General features: G+C 58.8%; 18 protein-coding genes. 5 read left to right on the plus strand and 13 right to left on the minus strand.

Annotated features, from left to right (window positions below; all coding sequences use genetic code 11):
* Window positions 1-39 precede the first annotated feature (39 nt).
* From M2Q46_RS00315 to M2Q46_RS00335, 5 genes are all read left to right on the plus strand, one after another.
* A complete protein-coding gene (locus M2Q46_RS00315; RefSeq protein ID WP_302356183.1) occupies window positions 40-1464 on the plus strand; it encodes a methyl-accepting chemotaxis protein in 1425 nt (474 codons plus the stop codon).
* The gene (locus M2Q46_RS00320; RefSeq protein WP_035269056.1) at window positions 1464-1901 is read left to right on the plus strand and encodes a hypothetical protein; all 438 of its coding nucleotides are present in this window, start codon (window positions 1464-1466) and stop codon (window positions 1899-1901) included. Before M2Q46_RS00315 ends, M2Q46_RS00320 begins: the two co-directional genes overlap by 1 nt.
* Window positions 1902-1922: 21 nt before the next feature.
* Window positions 1923-3629 (plus strand): methyl-accepting chemotaxis protein, encoded by a 1707-nt coding sequence (locus M2Q46_RS00325; RefSeq protein WP_083053884.1) that lies wholly within the window; start codon window positions 1923-1925, stop codon window positions 3627-3629.
* A 119-nt stretch (window positions 3630-3748) separates the two neighbouring features.
* Window positions 3749-5659 carry a DUF294 nucleotidyltransferase-like domain-containing protein gene (locus M2Q46_RS00330; protein ID WP_137431359.1) on the plus strand — a complete coding sequence of 637 codons (1911 nt, stop codon included), beginning with the start codon at window positions 3749-3751 and terminating at the stop codon, window positions 5657-5659.
* Window positions 5656-6345 carry a PolC-type DNA polymerase III gene (locus M2Q46_RS00335; RefSeq protein WP_026484548.1) on the plus strand — a complete coding sequence of 230 codons (690 nt, stop codon included), beginning with the start codon at window positions 5656-5658 and terminating at the stop codon, window positions 6343-6345. The genes M2Q46_RS00330 and M2Q46_RS00335 overlap by 4 nt, the downstream gene beginning before the upstream one ends.
* On the opposite strand, the gene fliR is transcribed toward M2Q46_RS00335, so the two are convergent.
* The 13 genes from fliR to fliF all read right to left on the minus strand — a co-directional run bounded on the left by fliR (window position 6342) and on the right by fliF (window position 17598).
* Window positions 6342-7127 (minus strand): flagellar biosynthetic protein FliR, encoded by a 786-nt coding sequence (gene fliR, locus M2Q46_RS00340; protein ID WP_088452383.1) that lies wholly within the window; start codon window positions 7125-7127, stop codon window positions 6342-6344. The genes M2Q46_RS00335 and fliR overlap by 4 nt on opposite strands.
* A gap of 95 nt (window positions 7128-7222) precedes the next feature.
* Window positions 7223-7492, minus strand: coding sequence for a flagellar biosynthesis protein FliQ (gene fliQ / locus M2Q46_RS00345; protein ID WP_003804652.1), 270 nt, complete (start codon window positions 7490-7492; stop codon window positions 7223-7225).
* Window positions 7493-7501: 9 nt separating this feature from the next.
* Window positions 7502-8230, minus strand: a complete 729-nt coding sequence (gene fliP, locus M2Q46_RS00350) for a flagellar type III secretion system pore protein FliP (protein ID WP_226349341.1) — start codon at window positions 8228-8230, stop codon at window positions 7502-7504.
* A 46-nt stretch (window positions 8231-8276) separates the two neighbouring features.
* Window positions 8277-8579 carry a flagellar biosynthetic protein FliO gene (gene fliO, locus M2Q46_RS00355; RefSeq protein ID WP_226349335.1) on the minus strand — a complete coding sequence of 101 codons (303 nt, stop codon included), beginning with the start codon at window positions 8577-8579 and terminating at the stop codon, window positions 8277-8279.
* A gap of 3 nt (window positions 8580-8582) precedes the next feature.
* Window positions 8583-9086: a flagellar motor switch protein FliN gene (gene fliN / locus M2Q46_RS00360; protein WP_009458083.1), complete on the minus strand. Its 504-nt coding sequence runs from the start codon at window positions 9084-9086 to the stop codon at window positions 8583-8585.
* On the minus strand, window positions 9083-10090 hold the full coding sequence (gene fliM, locus M2Q46_RS00365; RefSeq protein ID WP_009458081.1) for a flagellar motor switch protein FliM: 1008 nt from the start codon (window positions 10088-10090) through the stop codon (window positions 9083-9085). The genes fliN and fliM overlap by 4 nt, the downstream gene beginning before the upstream one ends.
* Window positions 10091-10576: a flagellar basal body-associated FliL family protein gene (locus M2Q46_RS00370; protein WP_226349333.1), complete on the minus strand. Its 486-nt coding sequence runs from the start codon at window positions 10574-10576 to the stop codon at window positions 10091-10093. It lies immediately after the preceding gene.
* Window positions 10577-10788: 212 nt separating this feature from the next.
* A complete protein-coding gene (locus M2Q46_RS00375; protein WP_302356194.1) occupies window positions 10789-12135 on the minus strand; it encodes a flagellar hook-length control protein FliK in 1347 nt (448 codons plus the stop codon).
* Window positions 12136-12147: 12 nt separating this feature from the next.
* Complete coding sequence (fliJ, locus tag M2Q46_RS00380) at window positions 12148-12597, minus strand: flagellar export protein FliJ (RefSeq protein ID WP_009458076.1); 450 nt, start codon at window positions 12595-12597, stop codon at window positions 12148-12150.
* 2 nt (window positions 12598-12599) lie between these two features.
* Window positions 12600-13994, minus strand: a complete 1395-nt coding sequence (gene fliI / locus M2Q46_RS00385) for a flagellar protein export ATPase FliI (RefSeq protein ID WP_302357035.1) — start codon at window positions 13992-13994, stop codon at window positions 12600-12602.
* 47 nt (window positions 13995-14041) lie between these two features.
* Window positions 14042-14782, minus strand: a complete 741-nt coding sequence (gene fliH / locus M2Q46_RS00390) for a flagellar assembly protein FliH (RefSeq protein WP_021446819.1) — start codon at window positions 14780-14782, stop codon at window positions 14042-14044.
* An 85-nt stretch (window positions 14783-14867) separates the two neighbouring features.
* Window positions 14868-15878, minus strand: a complete 1011-nt coding sequence (gene fliG / locus M2Q46_RS00395) for a flagellar motor switch protein FliG (RefSeq protein ID WP_042487491.1) — start codon at window positions 15876-15878, stop codon at window positions 14868-14870.
* Window positions 15865-17598 (minus strand): flagellar basal-body MS-ring/collar protein FliF, encoded by a 1734-nt coding sequence (gene fliF, locus M2Q46_RS00400; protein WP_302356197.1) that lies wholly within the window; start codon window positions 17596-17598, stop codon window positions 15865-15867. The genes fliG and fliF overlap by 14 nt, the downstream gene beginning before the upstream one ends.
* Window positions 17599-17650: the final 52 nt, after the last annotated feature.

The raw sequence follows: 17650 nt of genomic DNA on the forward strand, positions 1-17650 counted from the left end.
CTTAAACCGGCAGTCAAGCACCACGTGCGGGAATCTTCTATGCTTTTTAAGAATTTGAGTCTAAAGGTCGGCATGACCTTTTGTATTGCTGCTCTGATGGCATTGACAGTGGCCATGGCAGGTTGGGCGCTGTATTACTTTCATGGCCTGCTGGCCCTGGGTTCGGGCGACAAAGTCTTGCGCACCCTGCAAGAGCAGCAGAGCACGTTCAATATCGTCCTGACCATTGTGCTGGTGCTGGCCGTGCTGCTGGGCCTGGCCGCGATCAGCTACTTCTTCCGTCGTGTGGTGCGTCCCTTGGGCGACTTTGCGGCGTACTTTGATGCAATTGCCAAAGGCGATCTGACTCAACGTATTCGCGTGCTGACCGCCAATGAAATCGGTGATCTGTTCGAGTCGCTGGGTCGCATGCAGGAATCCCTGGTCAAGACCACCACGACGGTACGTCTGGGCCTGGAAGAGATCCATGCCGGTGCGCAGGAAATTGCCCAGGGCAATACCAATATCAGCAGCCGTACCGAAGAGCAGGCCGCTTCCTTGCAGCAGACCGCTGCCAGCATGGAGCAGTTGGCCGGCACTGTTCGTCAGAACGCGGACAACGCCCAGCAAGCCAACCAGTTGGCCGCCACTGCATCGGATGTGGCTCATCGTGGTGGTAGTGCCGTCAATGAAGTGGTTGCAACCATGCAAGGCATTTCGGCCAGCTCCAACAAGATTTCCGACATTGTGGGCGTGATCGACAGCATTGCGTTCCAGACCAATATTCTGGCTTTGAACGCGGCTGTGGAAGCCGCTCGCGCAGGGGAACAGGGCAAGGGTTTTGCGGTGGTGGCCGCTGAGGTGCGAGCCCTGGCTCAGCGCAGTGCCCAGGCCGCGCGTGAAATTACCGCCTTGATCGAAGACTCGGTGCGCAAAGTGACGGAAGGTTCCTCGCAAGTGGAACGTGCCGGCGCCACCATGCAGGAAATTGTGGACTCCGTGCGTCGCGTGACCGACATCATGGGTGAGATTACCGCTGCCACGATTGAACAGTCCTCCGGGATTGATCAGGTGAATCGCGCAGTCTCGCAAATGGATGAAACAACGCAGTACAACGCCCGTCTGGTGGAGCAGGCCGCTCTGGCATCCTCTGGCCTGAGCGAGCAGGTGACTAAGGTCAACCAGGCCATCGCTTTCTTCCGTTCGCCCGGTACGGAAGTCATTGACGTCAGCGCGCGCCGTGTGGCCAACCGCCGCAGTGTGGCCGCTGCCTCCTCTGAAACAGAACAGCGTCGCAGCCCCGCCTTGAACGGCAGTGCCGCGGCCACCAAAGCGAGCCCCGCTACCAAAGGCTTGTCGGCGCCTGCCAAGGCTGCACCGGCCGCTAAGGCTACCGCTACTCAGGACGATAGCCAGCGCCTGCTGCGCCCGGACCTGAGCAAAAGCAGCAGCGCTGCTTCGGATGATGATTGGGAGGAGTTTTAATGTCTCGCACCCGACTGAGTACCTGGGTCGGGCTGGGACGTAAGACGCTGATAGGCTTGTGCTTGCTTACCCTGGCTGCGTGTGCCACCCAGGGTTCCTCCTTCAAGGCCTCGGGGTTGAATGATCTGATCCTGGGCCAAAGTACTCGTGCCGATGCCGAGCTGTCCTTGCAAGGTCGTCCTCATCAGGTCTACCGACAGCTCGATGGCAGTGAAATGGCCGTGTGGTTCCAGGGCACAACCCTGGCAACGGATGCGGTCTATTTTCGACAGGAACTGTGGCTTCAATTTGATGCCCAGGGGCGTTTCCAGCAAGTGGTCAAACGCAGTCATATTCCTTCCATGTATCGCGAGCAAGCGCGTAGTACCACGACAGGCTCGGTCACGATTGAGCACCCTGGCACGGACATGATCACCATCTTGCCGGTCAGCCACTAGAGTTTTCTTTGGATTTAGCAAATGCTGGGTATTGAAAGCAGTCTTCCGTCCGCGTCCCGCGCTTCTAAACGTCGTTCCTCAAAATCATTTCGCCCCAGTCTGAAGTCCGCTTCGGGCCTGAAGATCAGCACCATGCTGATGATCTGCATGGGCTTGTTCATGGTCCTGATTGTGGCCGTGGGCGGCCTGGCGGCTTACTACCTGCAGCAAAGCGGCGATGCGCTGCGTACCATCAATCGTCAGGCAGATCGTTCCGTGCAGATTCTGCAGCTCAATAACAATATGATGGAAGCGCGCCTTAGCTTGATGAGCGCAGCGCGCTTTTATCAGGAAGCTGGCATCGATAACGACGCCAATATGCTGCAAAGTGCAGACAATCTGGTGATTATGGCCAACCAGAAGCTGGATGAGGTACGCAAGGCCTTTGCGGATATCCGTGCCAATATGCCTACCGAACCGGAGCTGCGCCGACTGGCCATGGGTTTGGTGGCTTCCTACCAGGCGTATCTGGACGATGGCATTGAGCCTATGGTTCAGGCCCTGGAGACACGCGATTACAGCACTTTTTACTTCGTCAGCGAAGGTTTTGGTGTGCTGCGTGCGGCCACTTTCCAGTTCCGTATTGAAGAGTTGAGCAAGTTCTACAACGATCAGACGGATTTGCTGCTGGAACAAGCTCAATTGCAAACCCGCGTTGCCAATAGCGCGATTGGTTTGGGCTTGCTGATTGGCTTGGCCATTATTGTGGCGCTGCGCCTGGTGCTGGGTCGTACCGCTTTGGCTCCCCTGCGTGAAGCCGGTGTGCATTTTGACCATATTGCCAATGGCGATCTGACCAAGAAGATTACCTATCGTTCGGCCAATGAAGTCGGTGTTTTGTATGATGCCATGCGCCGCATGCAGCAAAGCTTGCAAGGCATTGTGCTGACCGTTCGCCAAGGTGTGGACGAAATTGCTTCAGGTTCCTCGCAGATTTTTGCAGGCAATACCGACTTGAGTTCCCGTACCGAACAACAAGCCGCCGCCTTGCAGGAAACGGCGGCCAGTCTGGAAGAATTGGCCAGTACGGTGCGCCAGAACGCAGACAATGCTCATCAGGCAGACCAGCTGGCTCATAACGCCGCCAAGGTTGCTCGCCAGGGTGGGGAGTCGGTCGGTGCCGTGGTCAATACCATGAACCAGATTTCTGCGCGTTCCGGCCAAGTGGCAGACATCGTTAACGTGATTGACGGTATTGCTTTCCAAACCAATATTCTGGCTTTGAACGCCGCCGTGGAAGCCGCCCGGGCCGGTGAGCAGGGCAAGGGCTTTGCGGTGGTAGCGGGCGAAGTACGCAGCCTGGCGCAGCGCAGCGCGCAAGCGGCCAAGGAAATCAAGGGCCTGATTGAAGCCTCGCAAAATGAAGTCCAGACCGGTACACAGCAAGTGGCCAGCGCGGGCGACATTATTCAGGAAGTGGTGCGCGCGGTAAATAGCGTGACCACCTTGATGAGCGAGATTTCCTCGGCCTCTCAAGAGCAAACGGCGGGTATCGAGCAGATCAATACTGCCGTGGCACAAATGGATGCTGTGGTGCAGCAAAATGCCTCGCTGGTGGAAGAGGCTGCTGCGGCAGCAGGCTCTTTGCAGTCTCAATCCGAGACCCTGGCCGAGGCGGTTTCCCAATTCAAGGTTCAGGAAGGCGATGTCATCGATATGGCCGAGCGCGACTACGATCGTTTGCGTTAAGCGCTTTGAGGGGAAAAAAAGGCGCATGCCTATAGTTGAAATCCCCTAGAAAAACAGGGTCCGCGAGGGCCATGCTGCATGGCACAATAATTCTTTGCCTATAGCCAGCAGAGACGCCCATGTCCTTCGCGATTCCCGGTGAATCCGTGGCCAAGACGGCGGTGCGCCAAAAGGCGCCCGGCATCTTGGCCTGGTTGATTGCTTACCCGCCTTTCGATCAGATGCAGGCGCAGCACTGCGATTACCTGATCGAGCATAGCGAGCTACGGTTTTTTTCAGCCGGACAGGTGCTGTTGGAAGAAGGCGCGCGTGTTGACCAGCTCTATCTTGTTCGCCAAGGTCAGATCTCCAGCCAGGAACACGGTGAAACTCACGAGTATGTGGAAGGGGATCTTCTGCCCGTGCGTGAACTGGTCTCGGGTCAGGCTCTGGACAGTGATTACCTGGTGCAGGAAGACTGTTTTACCTTGTGCGTGGCTGGTGAAGCCGTTGCCCATCTGCTGACCATCAGCGAGCCTTTTCGGGATTACTGCTTGCGTGGTGCCAGCAGCCTGCTGGCCTCGGTCTGGCGCAGTGCCCAGAAAAGTGCCAGCGCCGACCTGGGTGCCAGCTACACGCTGGACATGAGTCTGCAAGCCCTGACAGAACGCGGTTTGCTCAGCTGTTTGCCGGATTGTCCGGTCGAGCAGGCGGTCAAGGACATGCACGAGCGTCAGGTCAGCAGCATGGTGGTGGTCAATCCGGACCAGCATTTGCTGGGCATCTTCACCTTGCGAGACTTGCGCCGTTTGGTAGCCGGTGGTCAATACGATCCGACCCAGGCCATGTCTCAAGTCATGACACCGGACCCGGTCTGGCTGGCTCCCCAATCCTCGGCCTTTGATGCGGCTTTGCTGATGGTAGAGCATCAGATTGGCCATATCTGTCTGGTTCAAGACCATAAAGTCGTGGGCATGGTGTCCGAGCGCGATGTGTTCTCCTTGCAGCGCGTGGACCTGGTGCATTTGTCGCGTGCCTTGCGCTGTGCCCAGGACGTGTCCGTGCTGGTACGTCTGCAGTCCGATATTGGTCGGCTGGTGGACGCCATGCTGGCTCACGGTGCGCGTTCTGAACAGCTGACTGCGGTGATTACGCGTTTGAATGATCACACGGTTCAGCGCACGATTGAACTGAGCTTGCCCGGCTCCGGGCTGGATGGCATCGAGTTCTGCTGGTTGGCTTTTGGTAGTCAGGCCCGTGGCGAGCAAACCCGTCATACCGATCAGGACAATGGCATTTTGTTTGCCGCCCATTCGCCCGAACAGGCCCAAGCCCATCGCGCCTTGCTCCTGCCTTTTGCGCGTCGGGTGAATGAGGCTCTGGACCGCTGCGGGATGGCGTGGTGCACCGGCAATATCATGGCCAGCAATCCTGACCTCTGCCTGTCTGAAGCCGAATGGCTGCATCGTTTCCAGATCATGATTGAACGGCCTGCGCCCGAGCAATTGCTGGAGTCCACGATTTACTTTGACTGCCGCGCCATCTGGGGCCAGAGCAGTATGCTGCAACGCATGCAGCGCCGGGTATTGGGCATGGTGAACGATAACCCTGTGTTCCAGCGCATGCTGGCTCAAAGTACCTGTCAGACCCGTATTCCCAGTGGTAAAAAGCGCAGTCGTCTGGAAGCGCTGATGGGGCAGGGCGATGACAAGCTGGACATCAAGAAACAGGCCTTGGCACCGATGGTGGATGTGCTGCGGGTGCTGGCCCTGGCGCATGGTTGCGAACTGGCCTCGTCCATGGACAGGCTGGCCGTGCTGACTCAGCGCGGTGTCTTCACAGACGAGGAGTCAGAGGGCCTGTGCGAGGCCTACCGCTATTTGCAATTGCTGCGCTTGCAACATCACCAAACCCAGTTGCAGCAGGGGCAGGAGCCCAACAATCTGGTGCGTTTGAGTACTTTAGGTGCACTGGATGCACGTGTCTTGCGTGAAGCCTTGTCGCAAGTGCGCCGTGCCCAACGTATTCTGGCTTTCCGGTATCGCTTATGAAACTGCTTTCCTGGCTTCCTTGGCGTAAATCCTCTTTTGCCGCACGCAGTCCCTCCTTGTCCTGGAGCGGGGTGGACGAACTGGCTTTGGACGAAGCGGCCTTTACGGTGCTGGATCTGGAAACCAGTGGTCTGGAACCCAAGCGCCACCATATCGTTCAGATGGGTGCGGTCCGCCTGGAAAACGGTTCGATTGCCTTGGGCAATATCTGGTCCGGTCTGGTTCGGTCCCAGGGTGAGCGCAGTCATGAAAGTCTGCTGATTCATGAGATCAGCCCGCAACAACAGGAAGAAGGCGAGCCACTACCCCAGCTGATGCGGGACTTTGCCCGCTATTCCGAAAACACGGTATGGGTCGCCTGGGATGCTGACTTTGATCTGGCGTTTCTGGATCGTGCCTGGCCGAAGGCGGGCCTGGAACAGGCCCGGCCTTTGGCTCTGGATTTGGCTGAACTGGCTGCCTGTGTATTGCCCGACTGGCGTGGTCGTCGTCTGGGCCTGGACGATTGCCTGAAATATTGTGGCCTGCCCGTAAGTGACCGCCATGATGCGTTGGGAGATGCCCTGGTCAGTGCACAGTTGATGCAATTACTGATTGGGCGCGCCAAGCAAAAAGGCATCCTGACCATAGGCCAGGCTCGGCGCTTGATGCAATCGCACAAGCAGCGGCAGGCGCACGCGTTTTAAGAGCCTGCCAGCCCCAGCGCGACCCGCATCATGGCTTCGTAGCCGGAGTTGAATAGCTGGGTCAGGAAGGGCGTAGTCTGAGGAATGACCACGGTCAGCAAGGTCAGGCCGATTGTCAGCGTAATTGGGAAACCCACGGCAAAAATCGTCAATTGCTGGGCGGTACGGTTCAAGATCCCGAAAGCCAGGTTAATGGTCAGCAGCACAATAATCAGTGGCAGGGCCAGCAACATGCCTGACACCCACAATTCGCTGCTCCAATCGAGCAAGGCACCCCAGCCATTGATGTTCAGGTCCGCGCCGATGGGCAGCACATGGAAGGTGCGCACCAGCACACCCAGCAAGAGCAGGTGGCCGTTCAGGGCCAGAAAGGTCAGCACCGCAATCACGTTCAACAGCCGCGACAGCACGGCCGTATTCGCGCCGGTAGCGGGGTCAAAGAATGAGGCAAAAGACAGGCCCATTTGCAGGCCGATAAACTCGCCCGCTGTCTGTACCGCCGCAAACACGATGCGCATGGTCAAACCCAGCGCGACACCGATGAACACTTGCTGCGCGGCAATCAGCAGGGCCTCGTAAGAGGCTGTGGGCAGATCGGGTAGGGGCGGTAGCGAGGGCGCGACAATCAGGGTCAGGATAAAGCCCAGACCTATTTTGGCCCGCTTGGGGATGGCGGATTCGCTAAAAAAGGGAACGGTAGCCAGGGTGGCCAGAATACGGATGAAGGGCCACAGAAAGGCGTTGAGCCAGGCATAGAGCTGGGCGGAGTTCAGGTCGAGCACGGCACGCCTAGGGCCTGTTCAGTGGGCAAGGCATGGCACTTTGCCCGTCACGGATTTGCGTACTCACGGAAGGCTCCTTGTCGCGCTGGCCGGTCTTAGTTGACCAGCCCGGGAATGCCACGCAACAGGCCCTGCATGTAGTCGACCATATTGTTGATCAACCAGGGGCCCAGCAGCACCACCGTAATGCCCATGGCCAGCAGCTTGGGGATGAAAGACAGCGTCATCTCGTTGATCTGGGTGGCTGCCTGGAAAATACTGATGCCCAGACCCACCACCAGCACCACGATCAACATGGGACCGGCCATGGACAAGGCCAGTTTCAAGGCGGTGTAGGTCATGGACATGACGGTTTCGGGAGTCATCACAGTCCTTTATTGGTAGAAGCTGCGGGCCAGGGAACCCAGCAGCAGATGCCAGCCATCGGCCAGCACAAACAGCATGAGCTTGAAGGGCAGCGAGATGGTCACGGGTGGGACCATCATCATCCCCAGGGACATCAGGACGCTGGCAATCACCAGGTCAATGATCAGAAAGGGGATAAAAATCGTAAAGCCGATCTGGAAGGCGGTTTTCAGCTCGCTGGTTACAAAAGCCGGCACCAGTACGCGCAAGGGGACATCTTCCGGGGATTCCAGTTCTGCCACGCCCGCCATATCGCCAAACAGCTTCAAGTCCGCTTCGCGGGTCTGGTGCAGCATGAAGGTTTTCAGGGGCTGGGCGCCTTGCTCCAGTGCAGTTTCAAAGCTGATCTTGTTTTCTGACAAGGGCTTGTAGGCGTCCTGATACACCTGATCAAACACCGGTGACATCACAAAGAAAGTCAGAAACAGGGCCAGACCCACCAGCACGGTGTTGGGCGGCGCTGTACCGGTACCCATGGCATTGCGCAGCAGCCCCAGCACGATGATGACGCGGGTAAAGCCGGTCATCATCAGCAAGGCCGCAGGCAGGAAGGACATCATGGTCAGCATGGCCAGCGTCTGGATGCTGAGTGACCAGGTTTGCGAGCCGTTCGGGCCTGCTGTGCTGGTAATGGCCGGAACAGCCTGGGCCCAGGCCTCGGAAGGCAGGAGCAGGCTGATCAGGGCCAGAAGCAGCATCAGGTCGATGCGCTGGGCGGGAGAGAGGAGTGCGGTCATGATGCGGTCAGCGGGGCGCACGGTGCTGGTCCAGATGGGCCTGGAAGTCTGGCTCGGAGCCAGCGGGCGTTGTGGTGTGCAGCAGGCTGATCTGCTGAGGGGTGATGCCTATCAGAATTTCGCGGTCATCAATCTGGACCAAGGCCACGCTGCTGCGCGGCCCCAGGCGTTGATTGTCCAGAATCTTGATGCGTTGCTGGTTTTTGTTTTTCAGCAGCCCGCCTCGGCGGGCAACCCAGGCTGCCGCCAGAATCAGGCCTACAACCAGCAGCAGGCTGAGCATGATTCTGACGAGCTGGGCTTGTTCCATGTTCTAGCGGCGGCCGTTCAGGCGTTGGATACGATCCGATGGAGTCACGATGTCGGTGACGCGAATACCGTATTTATCGTCCACCACGACCACTTCGCCTTGGGCGATCAGGTAGCCGTTCACGTAAATATCCAGCGGTTCGCCCGCCAGACCGTCCAGCTCCACCACGGAGCCCTGGCCCAGTTGCAGAATATTCTTGATGGTCAGACGTGTGCGACCCAGCTCCACCGACAGCTGGACCGGGATGTCCATAATCATGTCGATATCGGTGGTGGCGTTCGCTTCGGCGTGCTCCATGGGCGGGAACAGATTGCTGGCCGGGCTGGGTTCGTGCACAGGCGTGGCTGCGCTTTGCTCGGCCAGTGCCGAGGCCCAGTCATCCTCCAGGGGCTGTTCCAGTCCTTGGGCTTGGGTGCTGCTTTGGCTGCCAGCCTGTTGCTCAGCCATCGCGGCTGCCCAGTCGTCCTCGGGCGCAGACCGGTCGTTAGGGTTGTGAGGGTCGCTCATAGGGACTTACCTTTAGTCAAATCGCTGTCGTTGGTGGCCAAGATGTTTTCTACCCGCAAGGAGTAGCGGCCACCGGAGGTGCCGTAGCGGCATTCCAGAACCGGCACGCCATCCACGTGGGCTTCAATAAGAGTGGGGATTTCAATCGGCAAGACATCATTGGCCTTTAACTGGGTCAGCTCGGCAATGGTCATGTCTATATTGACGAAGTTGGCAATCAGTTCAACTTCGGCGCTGCGCACTTGTCGTGACAATTGCTGGGTCCAGCGCTGGTCAATATCGTTGGTGCCTTTGTCCTGCAAGGGGCGGGTCAGCAGATCGCGCAGCGGCTCGATCATGGAGTAGGGCAGGCAGATATTCAGATTGCCGCCCTGGGCACCAAATTCAATATTGAAAGAGGTCACCACCACGATGTCATTGCTGCTGCTGATGCTGGCAAACTTGGTATGCATCTCCGAGCGCATGTACTCCGCTTCCAGCGGGTAGATGGACTCCCAGGCACCGCAGTAGCTCTCCAGCGTCAGGGTCAGCAAACGCTGGATGATGCGCTGCTCGGTCGTGGTGAAATCCCGGCCTTCGACGCGGGTGTTGTAGCGGCCATGGCCACCAAACAGGCTGTCGATAATCAGGAAGACCAGGTTCGGGTCGAAGGTAAACAGCGACACGCCCCGCAAGGGCTTTAAGGCAACCATGTTCAGGTTGCTGGGCACGGGCAGGTTGCGCTCGAAATCCGAGTACTTCTGAATACGAATGGAACCGACGGTGATGTCTGCGTTGCGGCGCATGAAGCTGAGCATGGTCGAGCGCAAACGACGGGCAAAGCGCTCGTTGATCAGCTCCAGGGTCTGCATGCGGTGACGCACTACCCGGTCTGGCGAGGTCAGGTCATAGGCCCGTACGCCAGTCAGGTTTTCGTTCAAGGGCTTGGTGTCAGCGCCTTCGCCGGTAACACCGGCCAGCAGTGCATCGACTTCGTCTTGGGATAGGAAGCTCTGATACGACATTTATTGGATGACAAAGGCGGTGAACAGGACATCATTGATGTTCGGTACAGCGGTGTTGGGCGCGTAGGGCTCTTTCAGGCCGGCGCTCAGCTGTGCAACCAGGGCTTGACGCCCTTCGGAGGTCTGGATGTAGGTGGGGCGCTGTTCAGCCAGAATCTTGAGCACGCGATCACGCACCATGGGCATGTACTCCACCAGCATGGAGCGCGAACCATCGTCCTGGACACGCAAGGTGATGCCTACGTACAAGATGCGCGAGCGGCCATTCTCGTTCAGGGTGACGGTAAAGGGGTCCAGCGGCGCAAAAATGGGTTTGGCATTGACCTTGACCACCGGCGGTTCATCCGGGGCAGGGGCCGCTTCAACTGATTGGCCTTTTTCTGCCCAGGCCAACCAGGCAGGCGTGCTGCTTTGTTGCAGGGAGTAGTACAGCGTTGCGCCCACGCTAGCGGCGATAATAAACAGAACCAGCAGACCGGTTTTCATCAGGCGTGCAAGTTTGGTGGGTGCTTTTCGGGCCATGTGATGTGAGCGATGTATTTTCTAGCGTATTACAAACAGACAAACGCATGTCGGGCCTGAGCCTGACTGCATGCCTGAGCTATTGTGCCGGAGGACAGACAGGACAGGCCCGGCGAATAGACGCTGCTTTTCGAGCTTAATCATGCTTTTTGCCGGGCTGTCTGTGGGACTGTGAATCAGGCGAAGGTATCAACCAGCGCGTCGGGGTTCAGCGAGCGTGTGGCGCTGCTGTTCACCAAGGGGCTGCTTTCGTCAGCGGAAGCCACGCCGTTCAGGCTGAAGGCGGGTTGATCGCCTTGATTGCCCTTGGCGGCCAGTTGCTCGTGAAAGGCCTGGTGCGAGGCGTGCTGGTCGCCTACGTCAGCCTGTCCCAAGGTCAGCCCGTTTTCTGCAAACTGCTGTTGCAGCTGCTGCAAGGATTGTTCCAGGGCGTGGCGGACTTGAGCATGGGGCGAGGTGATCATGGCGTGGGCCATCCCATCCTGCATTTGCAAGGTAATGCGCAAGGGGCCCAGTTCGGGTGGGTCCAGACGAATGTCGGCGCTTTGAACGCCGCCTTGAGCCTGTTGGGCCAAGGTAATCATTTGACGACCCATGGCCGCCCCCCATTCGGGGGACTGGACCGGCGTGGCAATGGCCAGCGTCAGGGGGCTGGGCAAGGCGGCCGGGCTGTTGGCCTGGACTGCGCTGGGTGCGGCGCCAAGTTGCGCTAGCAGGGAAGCATCCAGAGCGGGCAGGTTCAGATTCACGCCGGCACGGGCATCGTCAGCAATTTGTCGGCCAAAGCTAGCCAAGGAAGCCGACGCTTCATCCATCAAACGTGTCTGGGATGAGGGCACATTAGCGGCGATGCCAGTGCCTGGCGGGTTGTTGTTCAGTACTTGTGCTGTGTTCACCGCTGGTTTGCGAGCAGTGGTTGCAGCCAGCGGATTGCTGGTTTCAACGGCTTTAGGCAAGACCAGTTCGGCGCTCAGATCAAGCTCGGCTTCTGCTTCAACAGCGTTCAATGGCGCGGTCTGAGCTTGACGGCTACTTGGCTCGGCGGCCAGATTCTGGCGTGTGTTGATGGCGCTCAGTGGCAGTTTGCTATCGGTTTGGGCACTTTTGGGGTTGACCTTGCTGCTCTTGATGGCCTGTACTTGCGAAAGAATCGACAAGGCCATGGCAGGCAGGCCGCTATCGGCCGGGGCATCAGTGTCAAGTTCCAGGTCGTTCTGATCGGCAATCAGCAGGGCCGGGTCTTTGATCAAGGGGTCCAGCTCGCTGGCACCAGCCTGTTCGGCCACGGCGTCAGCCAGCTTGGGGCTGTCGGCGGGAACCTGGGTTTTGGTGCTGTCCTGCTTGGCGGCTGCCGGTGTCTTGCCAGCCCCTTTGTGTTGCACCTGCTGTTGTTGGGTTTGCAGATGCTGGGCAAAGCCTTCGTCTTTGGGCGCATGCGCAGCCGCAGGCCCGGCCGTGTTGGTGACGGGGGCCGAGGGTGCGGCAGGGGCCGCAGGTAAAACCGAAAGAGTGGGCGAAGTCATGGCGGCGCTTGTTTAATAGGCGGTCTGGCTACGGGTAAAGAGACGAGCAGCGATTTCATCGCTGTTACGTTGTTCCATTCTTTGTTGCTGGACTTGCTGGGTCTGGAGACGGCGGTCGATCAAGGTTTCATACGCTTTCAGGCGCTGCTGATGGCCATACCAGACCTGGCGTCCCTGTTCCATTTTCTCTTCCAGCGCTTGGATGACACTATTTTGCTGGGAAATGGCCTGGTCCAATGTCACGATAAAGCGCCGGAAATTGTGGTAGTTCGCCATGGTTACCCCAGTTTGGCCCACATCCAGCAGGCGCTGGGCGTAGTCCTGGCGATAGGTCTGCAACATTTCCAGCTGCGACTGGGCCGCATCGCGCTCTGTTCGCAGCTCCTGCAGATGGCGGGCCGCGTCGTCCACATTGTTCTGACTGAGATCGACCAGCGTATGTAAAGAGGCGTTGGCTTTCATGGCTATTGCTCGCTATTGAGAACGGCGTTCAATTCATCGAAGGCGCGTGGCACGTCCACACGTTGCTGCATGCCCTGGCGCAGATAGGCTTCCAGCCAGGGGAAACGATCAATGGCTTGATCAATGGCTGGATCATTGCCACGGGTATAGGCGCCCACGGCAATCAGGTCGCGGTTGCGTTGATAGCTGGAGAGCAGGCCCTTGAAGCGGTGCACCATCTTGATCTGTTCTGGCTCCACAATGCTGGGCATGACCCGCGAGATGGACGCTTCGATATCAATGGCCGGGTAATGGCCGGTTTCCGCCAGACTGCGCGACAGCACAATGTGACCGTCCAGAATCGCCCGGGCCGAGTCGGCAATCGGGTCTTGCTGGTCGTCGCCCTCGGTCAGCACGGTGTAGAACGCGGTGATCGAGCCGCAACGGCCTTGTGCATTGGGTTCGCCATTGCCGGCGCGCTCCACCAGGGCCGGCAGCTTGGCAAAAACGGAAGGAGGGTAGCCCTTGGTGGCAGGCGGCTCGCCAATTGCCAAGGCGATTTCGCGCTGAGCCATGGCATAACGCGTCAGTGAATCCATGATCAGCAGGACGTTCTTGCCTTCATCACGGAAAAACTCGGCCAGACGGGTGGCGTACACTGCGCCTTGTAGACGCAGCAAGGGCGAGACATCAGCCGGAGCAGCGACAACAACCGAGCGTTGCAGGCCCTCTTCGCCCAGGTTGTGCTCAATAAATTCTTTAACTTCCCGGCCCCGTTCACCGATCAGGCCCACGACAATGATGTCGGCCTGGGTGTAGCGGGCCATCATGCCCAGCAGCACACTTTTACCCACACCGGAACCGGCAAACAGGCCCATGCGCTGACCACGGCCTACGGTCAGCAAACCGTTGATGGCACGTACTCCTACGTCCAGAACCGTGTCGATGGGACTGCGCTTCAGTGGGTTGGGTGTGGTGTGGCTGAGCGAGACGCACGCTTGCGCGTCGATCGGGCCCAAACCGTCCAGCGGATTGCCGCTGCCATCGACCACGCGACCCAGCAGGCCGGGGCCGACCGGAACATGGCGCGAACGCGCCTGGGCGGGCAGGCTGTCCGGTTGATCGGAGTCGGGCAGCGGAACCGGCGGCTGCAATTGAGCTTCAACCGGTACAACATGTGCACCGGGAGGCAGGCCGGAAATTTCGCTCAAGGGCATCAAATACAAGGATCTGCCTTCAAAACCTACAACCTCGGCTTCGGCCCAGATGTTTTGCGCGGCAGACAGCTCCACTTTGCAAGCGGCTCCTACAGCCAGCTTCAAGCCTGTAGCTTCCAGCACCAAACCCGTGGCGCGGACCACGCGGCCGCTGCGCAAGCAGGGCTCAATGGCCTGGACCCGTTGCTGTGCCGACAGCATCTGGGCGCGCCAGCGTTCGGGGGAGGAGGCCAAAAGGGGCGTTGCCATCAGGGCTCCGATGAGACGGGCAAGCCCAGGCTGGCCAGGGCGCGTTTCCAGCGGGTGGCAAAGGTGGCGTCAATATCGCCGTAACTGGAGCGCACACGACATTCACCGCGTTGCAGCTGGGGGTCTTCTTGCAGACGCCAGGCGCGGGGCTCGCCTTGTTCAATCAGAAACTCACGCACCAGGCTGATGTCGTCCGGGTGCAAGCTCAGTTCCAGGGCGCTGGTATCGCCTGGATCACTACGCAGTACTTCGGCAACCAGATCGCGGATGCGGCTGGGTTCGGCCTTGATGGTGCTTTGCAACACATGCTCGGCAATACGTGTCGCCAGCTGAATCAGGGATTGGCCCATTTCCTGATCCATCAGTTCAATGGACTGGGCGCAGTTCTGGTTCAAGGCGACAAATTCCTTGATGTACTGGTCAATCTGTTCTTGTGCCTTGGCCATTCCAGCCGCCATTCCGGCTTCATAGCCCTGGGCATGGCCACTTTCCTGACCTGCTGCCAGACCAGCGGCGTGGCCCTGGTTGTAACCGGCCTGATAGCCCTGGGTATGGCCTTCTTCCTGTGCCTGGCTGCGCTGGTTTTCCAGATCGCGCTGCAGTTCTTCCGGGGTAGGAGGGACGAACTCGGGCTCTTCCGGTTCCGGGGCGACGACAGGATCATCCAGCCCCTGCATTTGCCAGCGGCTCCAGCTTTCCTGAAGTTCCGAATAGGCCGAGGCTTTACGGTGGCTGGACATTTACAGGCTCCCGCGCAGGCGGCTCGTGCCTGGGCACAAGATCGTAACGGCTTGGACGGGCAAGGTTTGCCCAAACGAGGCCGTCTTAGACATACTCGTCCCCACTCAGGCCGCCCAGCGTAATCTGACCCGCTTCGGCCAGACGACGGGCCACCTGCACAATGGCTTTTTGTTCCTGCTCCACTTTGGACATGCGGATCGGGCCTTGGGCGTCGATGTCTTCGCGCAGCATTTCGGCGGCACGGTTGGACATATTGCGGAAGAACTTGTCGCGCAACTCTTCGGGCGCGCCTTTCAGGGCAATCGTCAATGCAGAGGTCTCGATTTCCTTGAGCAGCAGCTGGATGGCAATGTCTTCCACATCGGCCAGGTTCTCGAAAACGAACATCTCGTCCACGATGCGCTGGGTCAGGTCGGCATCCATGCCGCGCAAACTGGTCAGGACGGACTCTTCCAGGCTGGCGTTCATGTAATTGAGCATTTCGGCTGCCGTACGTGGGCCACCCATCTTGCTGCGTTTGGCTCCCTGGCCCGATAGCATGCCGTTCAGCACTTCGGTCAGCTCGTTCAGGGCGGTGGGTTGCACACCACCAAAGGTCGCAATACGCAGAACGACGTCATCACGCAAACGATCCGGAATGAAGCCCAGAATGTCGGCAGCGCGATCACGCTCCAGATGCACCAGAATGGTGGCAATAATTTGCGGGTGTTCGTCGGCAATCAGCTCGGCCACGCTGGACGCATCCAGCCAGTTCAGGGCATCAATACCGCTGCTGGAGCCTTCGCTGTTTTCCAGCAAGTCTTCGATCAGACCAGCGGCCCGGTCCGAGCCCAGCGCCTTGTTCAGTACCGAGCGGATGTAGGCGTTGGAGTCCAGCGCCACGGCCATGAACTGGTCGGCCTCCTGGCGAAAGCTCTCCAGAGCCTCGTCCATATCGGCACGGGTCAGTTGCTTCAGGGACGCCATGGCGGTACTGAGCTGTTGTACCTCGCGAGGCGAGAGGTGGCGAAACACCTCGGCGGCGGCGTCTTCACCCAAGGACATCATCAAAATCGCACTGCGTTCGATGGAATCGTCCGGTTTAGCCGTTTTCATTTTTTTCATCTTTGTTCAACCAGGAGCGCAACACCATAGCCACAGCGCGTGGGTCATCGTGAGCCATCGTGCGGGCGGTGTTCAGATTCTCTTCGTAGCGGCTCATTTCGGCGGCACGTTGTTCAGCGGCCTGTTCGCGAGCAGATTCCTCTTTCTGGCGCTCGACGCGGGCGTCAGCCACCGCCTTGGCCTGGATCAGACCCTGGATGATGGGGTTGATGACGATGCGCCACGCCATGAACAAAATGAATGCAAAGACCAGATACTTGATCAATTCCATGGCCAGCTCTCGGTATTCCGGATTTTTCCAGAAGGGGGTATCAATATCGCCTTGCTCGTTGAACTGTCCGTTCACCACGCTCAGGCTATCGCCTCGATCAGCCGAGTAACCAACGGCTTGCTTGACCAGATCGCTGATCTTGTCCAGTTCTTCCTGCTCCAGCGGCTGTTGCTCCTTGTCCGTATTGCGGTAGTTCACCACTACGGCCACCGACAGGCGGCTGAGCTGACCCAAAGGACCTTTGACATGGCTGATGGTGCGATCCACTTCGTAGTTCACGGTGGAGTCATTACGCGCATTGCCGGTGTTTTGCAGCAAGCGGGCCTGTTCGGCCAGGGACACCAGTGAAGGGTCTGTACCGGCCGCTGCAGCGTTCGTGGCATTGGCGGTTTGTGCGGCGGCATTGGCTGGCTCAGTTGCCGGGGCGGCAGGTGTCTGGGGCTGATTCGGTGCAGCAGGCGGGTTCACCAGATTGGCGGTGGCATTGTTGGGAGCCTGATTGCTCAAGGCACCGGGCACGCCCTGGGGCTGCTGCGGGTTGCGCTGCAAGGAAGAACTGGTCTGCTGGCTGCGTACTGCGGCCTGACCGGGTTGCTGATTGGGCTTGTAGACCTCGGACGTCTGCTCGCGGCGCGAGAAGTCCACCTCGGCCGTCACCTGGGCGCGGACGTTGCCAGCACCGACCAAGGGGTTCAGCAAGGTCAGGATGCGCTGGACGGCTCGGTATTCAATATCGTTTACAAAATTGCGCTGCTGATTATCAGCGCCCATCTCGCCAGTGGGCGCGGTCAGCAAGCGGCCATTCTGGTCAATGATGGACACCTTGTCGGCATGCAGATTGGGCACGCTGGAGGAGATCAGCCAGCTGATGGCGGAAACCTGGCCTTCGCTCAGGTCGCGGCCCGGATACAGCGACAGCACTACCGAAGCGGTCGGAGACTGGCGGTCACGTACAAACAAGGTTTCACGCGGCATGGCCAGGTGAACGCGCGCTTCCTTGACGGCATGCACGGCCTTGATGGAATTGGCCAGCTCGCCCTCCAGGGCGCGCTGATAGGTGACTTGCTCGGTGAACTGGCTGGCGCCAAAGCGACTTTGATCCAGCAGCTCGAAACCGGCATTGCCACTGCGCGGCAAGCCTTGCGAGGCCATTTGCATGCGCACATCATGCACACGATCTTGCGGCACCAGAATGGCGGTACCGTTGCTGTTGAACTGGTAGGGCACGTTCATCTGGCCCAGGGCCGAGACAATCGCACCGCCATCGCGGTCGTCCAGATTGGAGAACAGTACCTGGTAGGTAGGGCCGCGGCTCCACAGCAAGAGGGCGACAATCAGAGCAATCAGTGCGGCACCCAGCCCGATCAGCGCTACCTTGGGCAAGGCGCGCAGTGTGTCGTAGCCAGGAAGTTTGTTCAGCAACTGTGCTGTCTGACTCATGGGTGAGGCAGAGGCAGGGTTCTGCATGGAATCAGGGGAGTTCAAATCAGGA

Origin of the sequence: Alcaligenes sp. YSL9, from assembly GCF_030515105.1 — a bacterium.
In the GTDB taxonomy this organism is placed as follows: domain Bacteria; phylum Pseudomonadota; class Gammaproteobacteria; order Burkholderiales; family Burkholderiaceae_B; genus Alcaligenes; species Alcaligenes phenolicus.

What these genes read in the sequence shown, in the direction of transcription:
- M2Q46_RS00315 (WP_302356183.1), top strand. Translation starts at nt 40, where the DNA reads ATGCTTTTTAAGAATTTGAGTCTAAAGGTCGGCATGACCTTTTGTATT.
- M2Q46_RS00320 (WP_035269056.1), top strand. Translation starts at nt 1,464, where the DNA reads ATGTCTCGCACCCGACTGAGTACCTGGGTCGGGCTGGGACGTAAGACG.
- M2Q46_RS00325 (WP_083053884.1), top strand. Translation starts at nt 1,923, where the DNA reads ATGCTGGGTATTGAAAGCAGTCTTCCGTCCGCGTCCCGCGCTTCTAAA.
- M2Q46_RS00330 (WP_137431359.1), top strand. Translation starts at nt 3,749, where the DNA reads ATGTCCTTCGCGATTCCCGGTGAATCCGTGGCCAAGACGGCGGTGCGC.
- M2Q46_RS00335 (WP_026484548.1), top strand. Translation starts at nt 5,656, where the DNA reads ATGAAACTGCTTTCCTGGCTTCCTTGGCGTAAATCCTCTTTTGCCGCA.
- fliQ (WP_003804652.1), bottom strand. Translation starts at nt 7,492, where the DNA reads ATGACTCCCGAAACCGTCATGTCCATGACCTACACCGCCTTGAAACTG.
- fliP (WP_226349341.1), bottom strand. Translation starts at nt 8,230, where the DNA reads ATGCTGCTTCTGGCCCTGATCAGCCTGCTCCTGCCTTCCGAGGCCTGG.
- fliO (WP_226349335.1), bottom strand. Translation starts at nt 8,579, where the DNA reads ATGGAACAAGCCCAGCTCGTCAGAATCATGCTCAGCCTGCTGCTGGTT.
- fliN (WP_009458083.1), bottom strand. Translation starts at nt 9,086, where the DNA reads ATGAGCGACCCTCACAACCCTAACGACCGGTCTGCGCCCGAGGACGAC.
- fliM (WP_009458081.1), bottom strand. Translation starts at nt 10,090, where the DNA reads ATGTCGTATCAGAGCTTCCTATCCCAAGACGAAGTCGATGCACTGCTG.
- M2Q46_RS00370 (WP_226349333.1), bottom strand. Translation starts at nt 10,576, where the DNA reads ATGAAAACCGGTCTGCTGGTTCTGTTTATTATCGCCGCTAGCGTGGGC.
- M2Q46_RS00375 (WP_302356194.1), bottom strand. Translation starts at nt 12,135, where the DNA reads ATGACTTCGCCCACTCTTTCGGTTTTACCTGCGGCCCCTGCCGCACCC.
- fliJ (WP_009458076.1), bottom strand. Translation starts at nt 12,597, where the DNA reads ATGAAAGCCAACGCCTCTTTACATACGCTGGTCGATCTCAGTCAGAAC.
- fliI (WP_302357035.1), bottom strand. Translation starts at nt 13,994, where the DNA reads ATGCTGTCGGCACAGCAACGGGTCCAGGCCATTGAGCCCTGCTTGCGC.
- fliH (WP_021446819.1), bottom strand. Translation starts at nt 14,782, where the DNA reads ATGTCCAGCCACCGTAAAGCCTCGGCCTATTCGGAACTTCAGGAAAGC.
- fliG (WP_042487491.1), bottom strand. Translation starts at nt 15,878, where the DNA reads ATGAAAACGGCTAAACCGGACGATTCCATCGAACGCAGTGCGATTTTG.
- fliF (WP_302356197.1), bottom strand. Translation starts at nt 17,598, where the DNA reads ATGAGTCAGACAGCACAGTTGCTGAACAAACTTCCTGGCTACGACACA.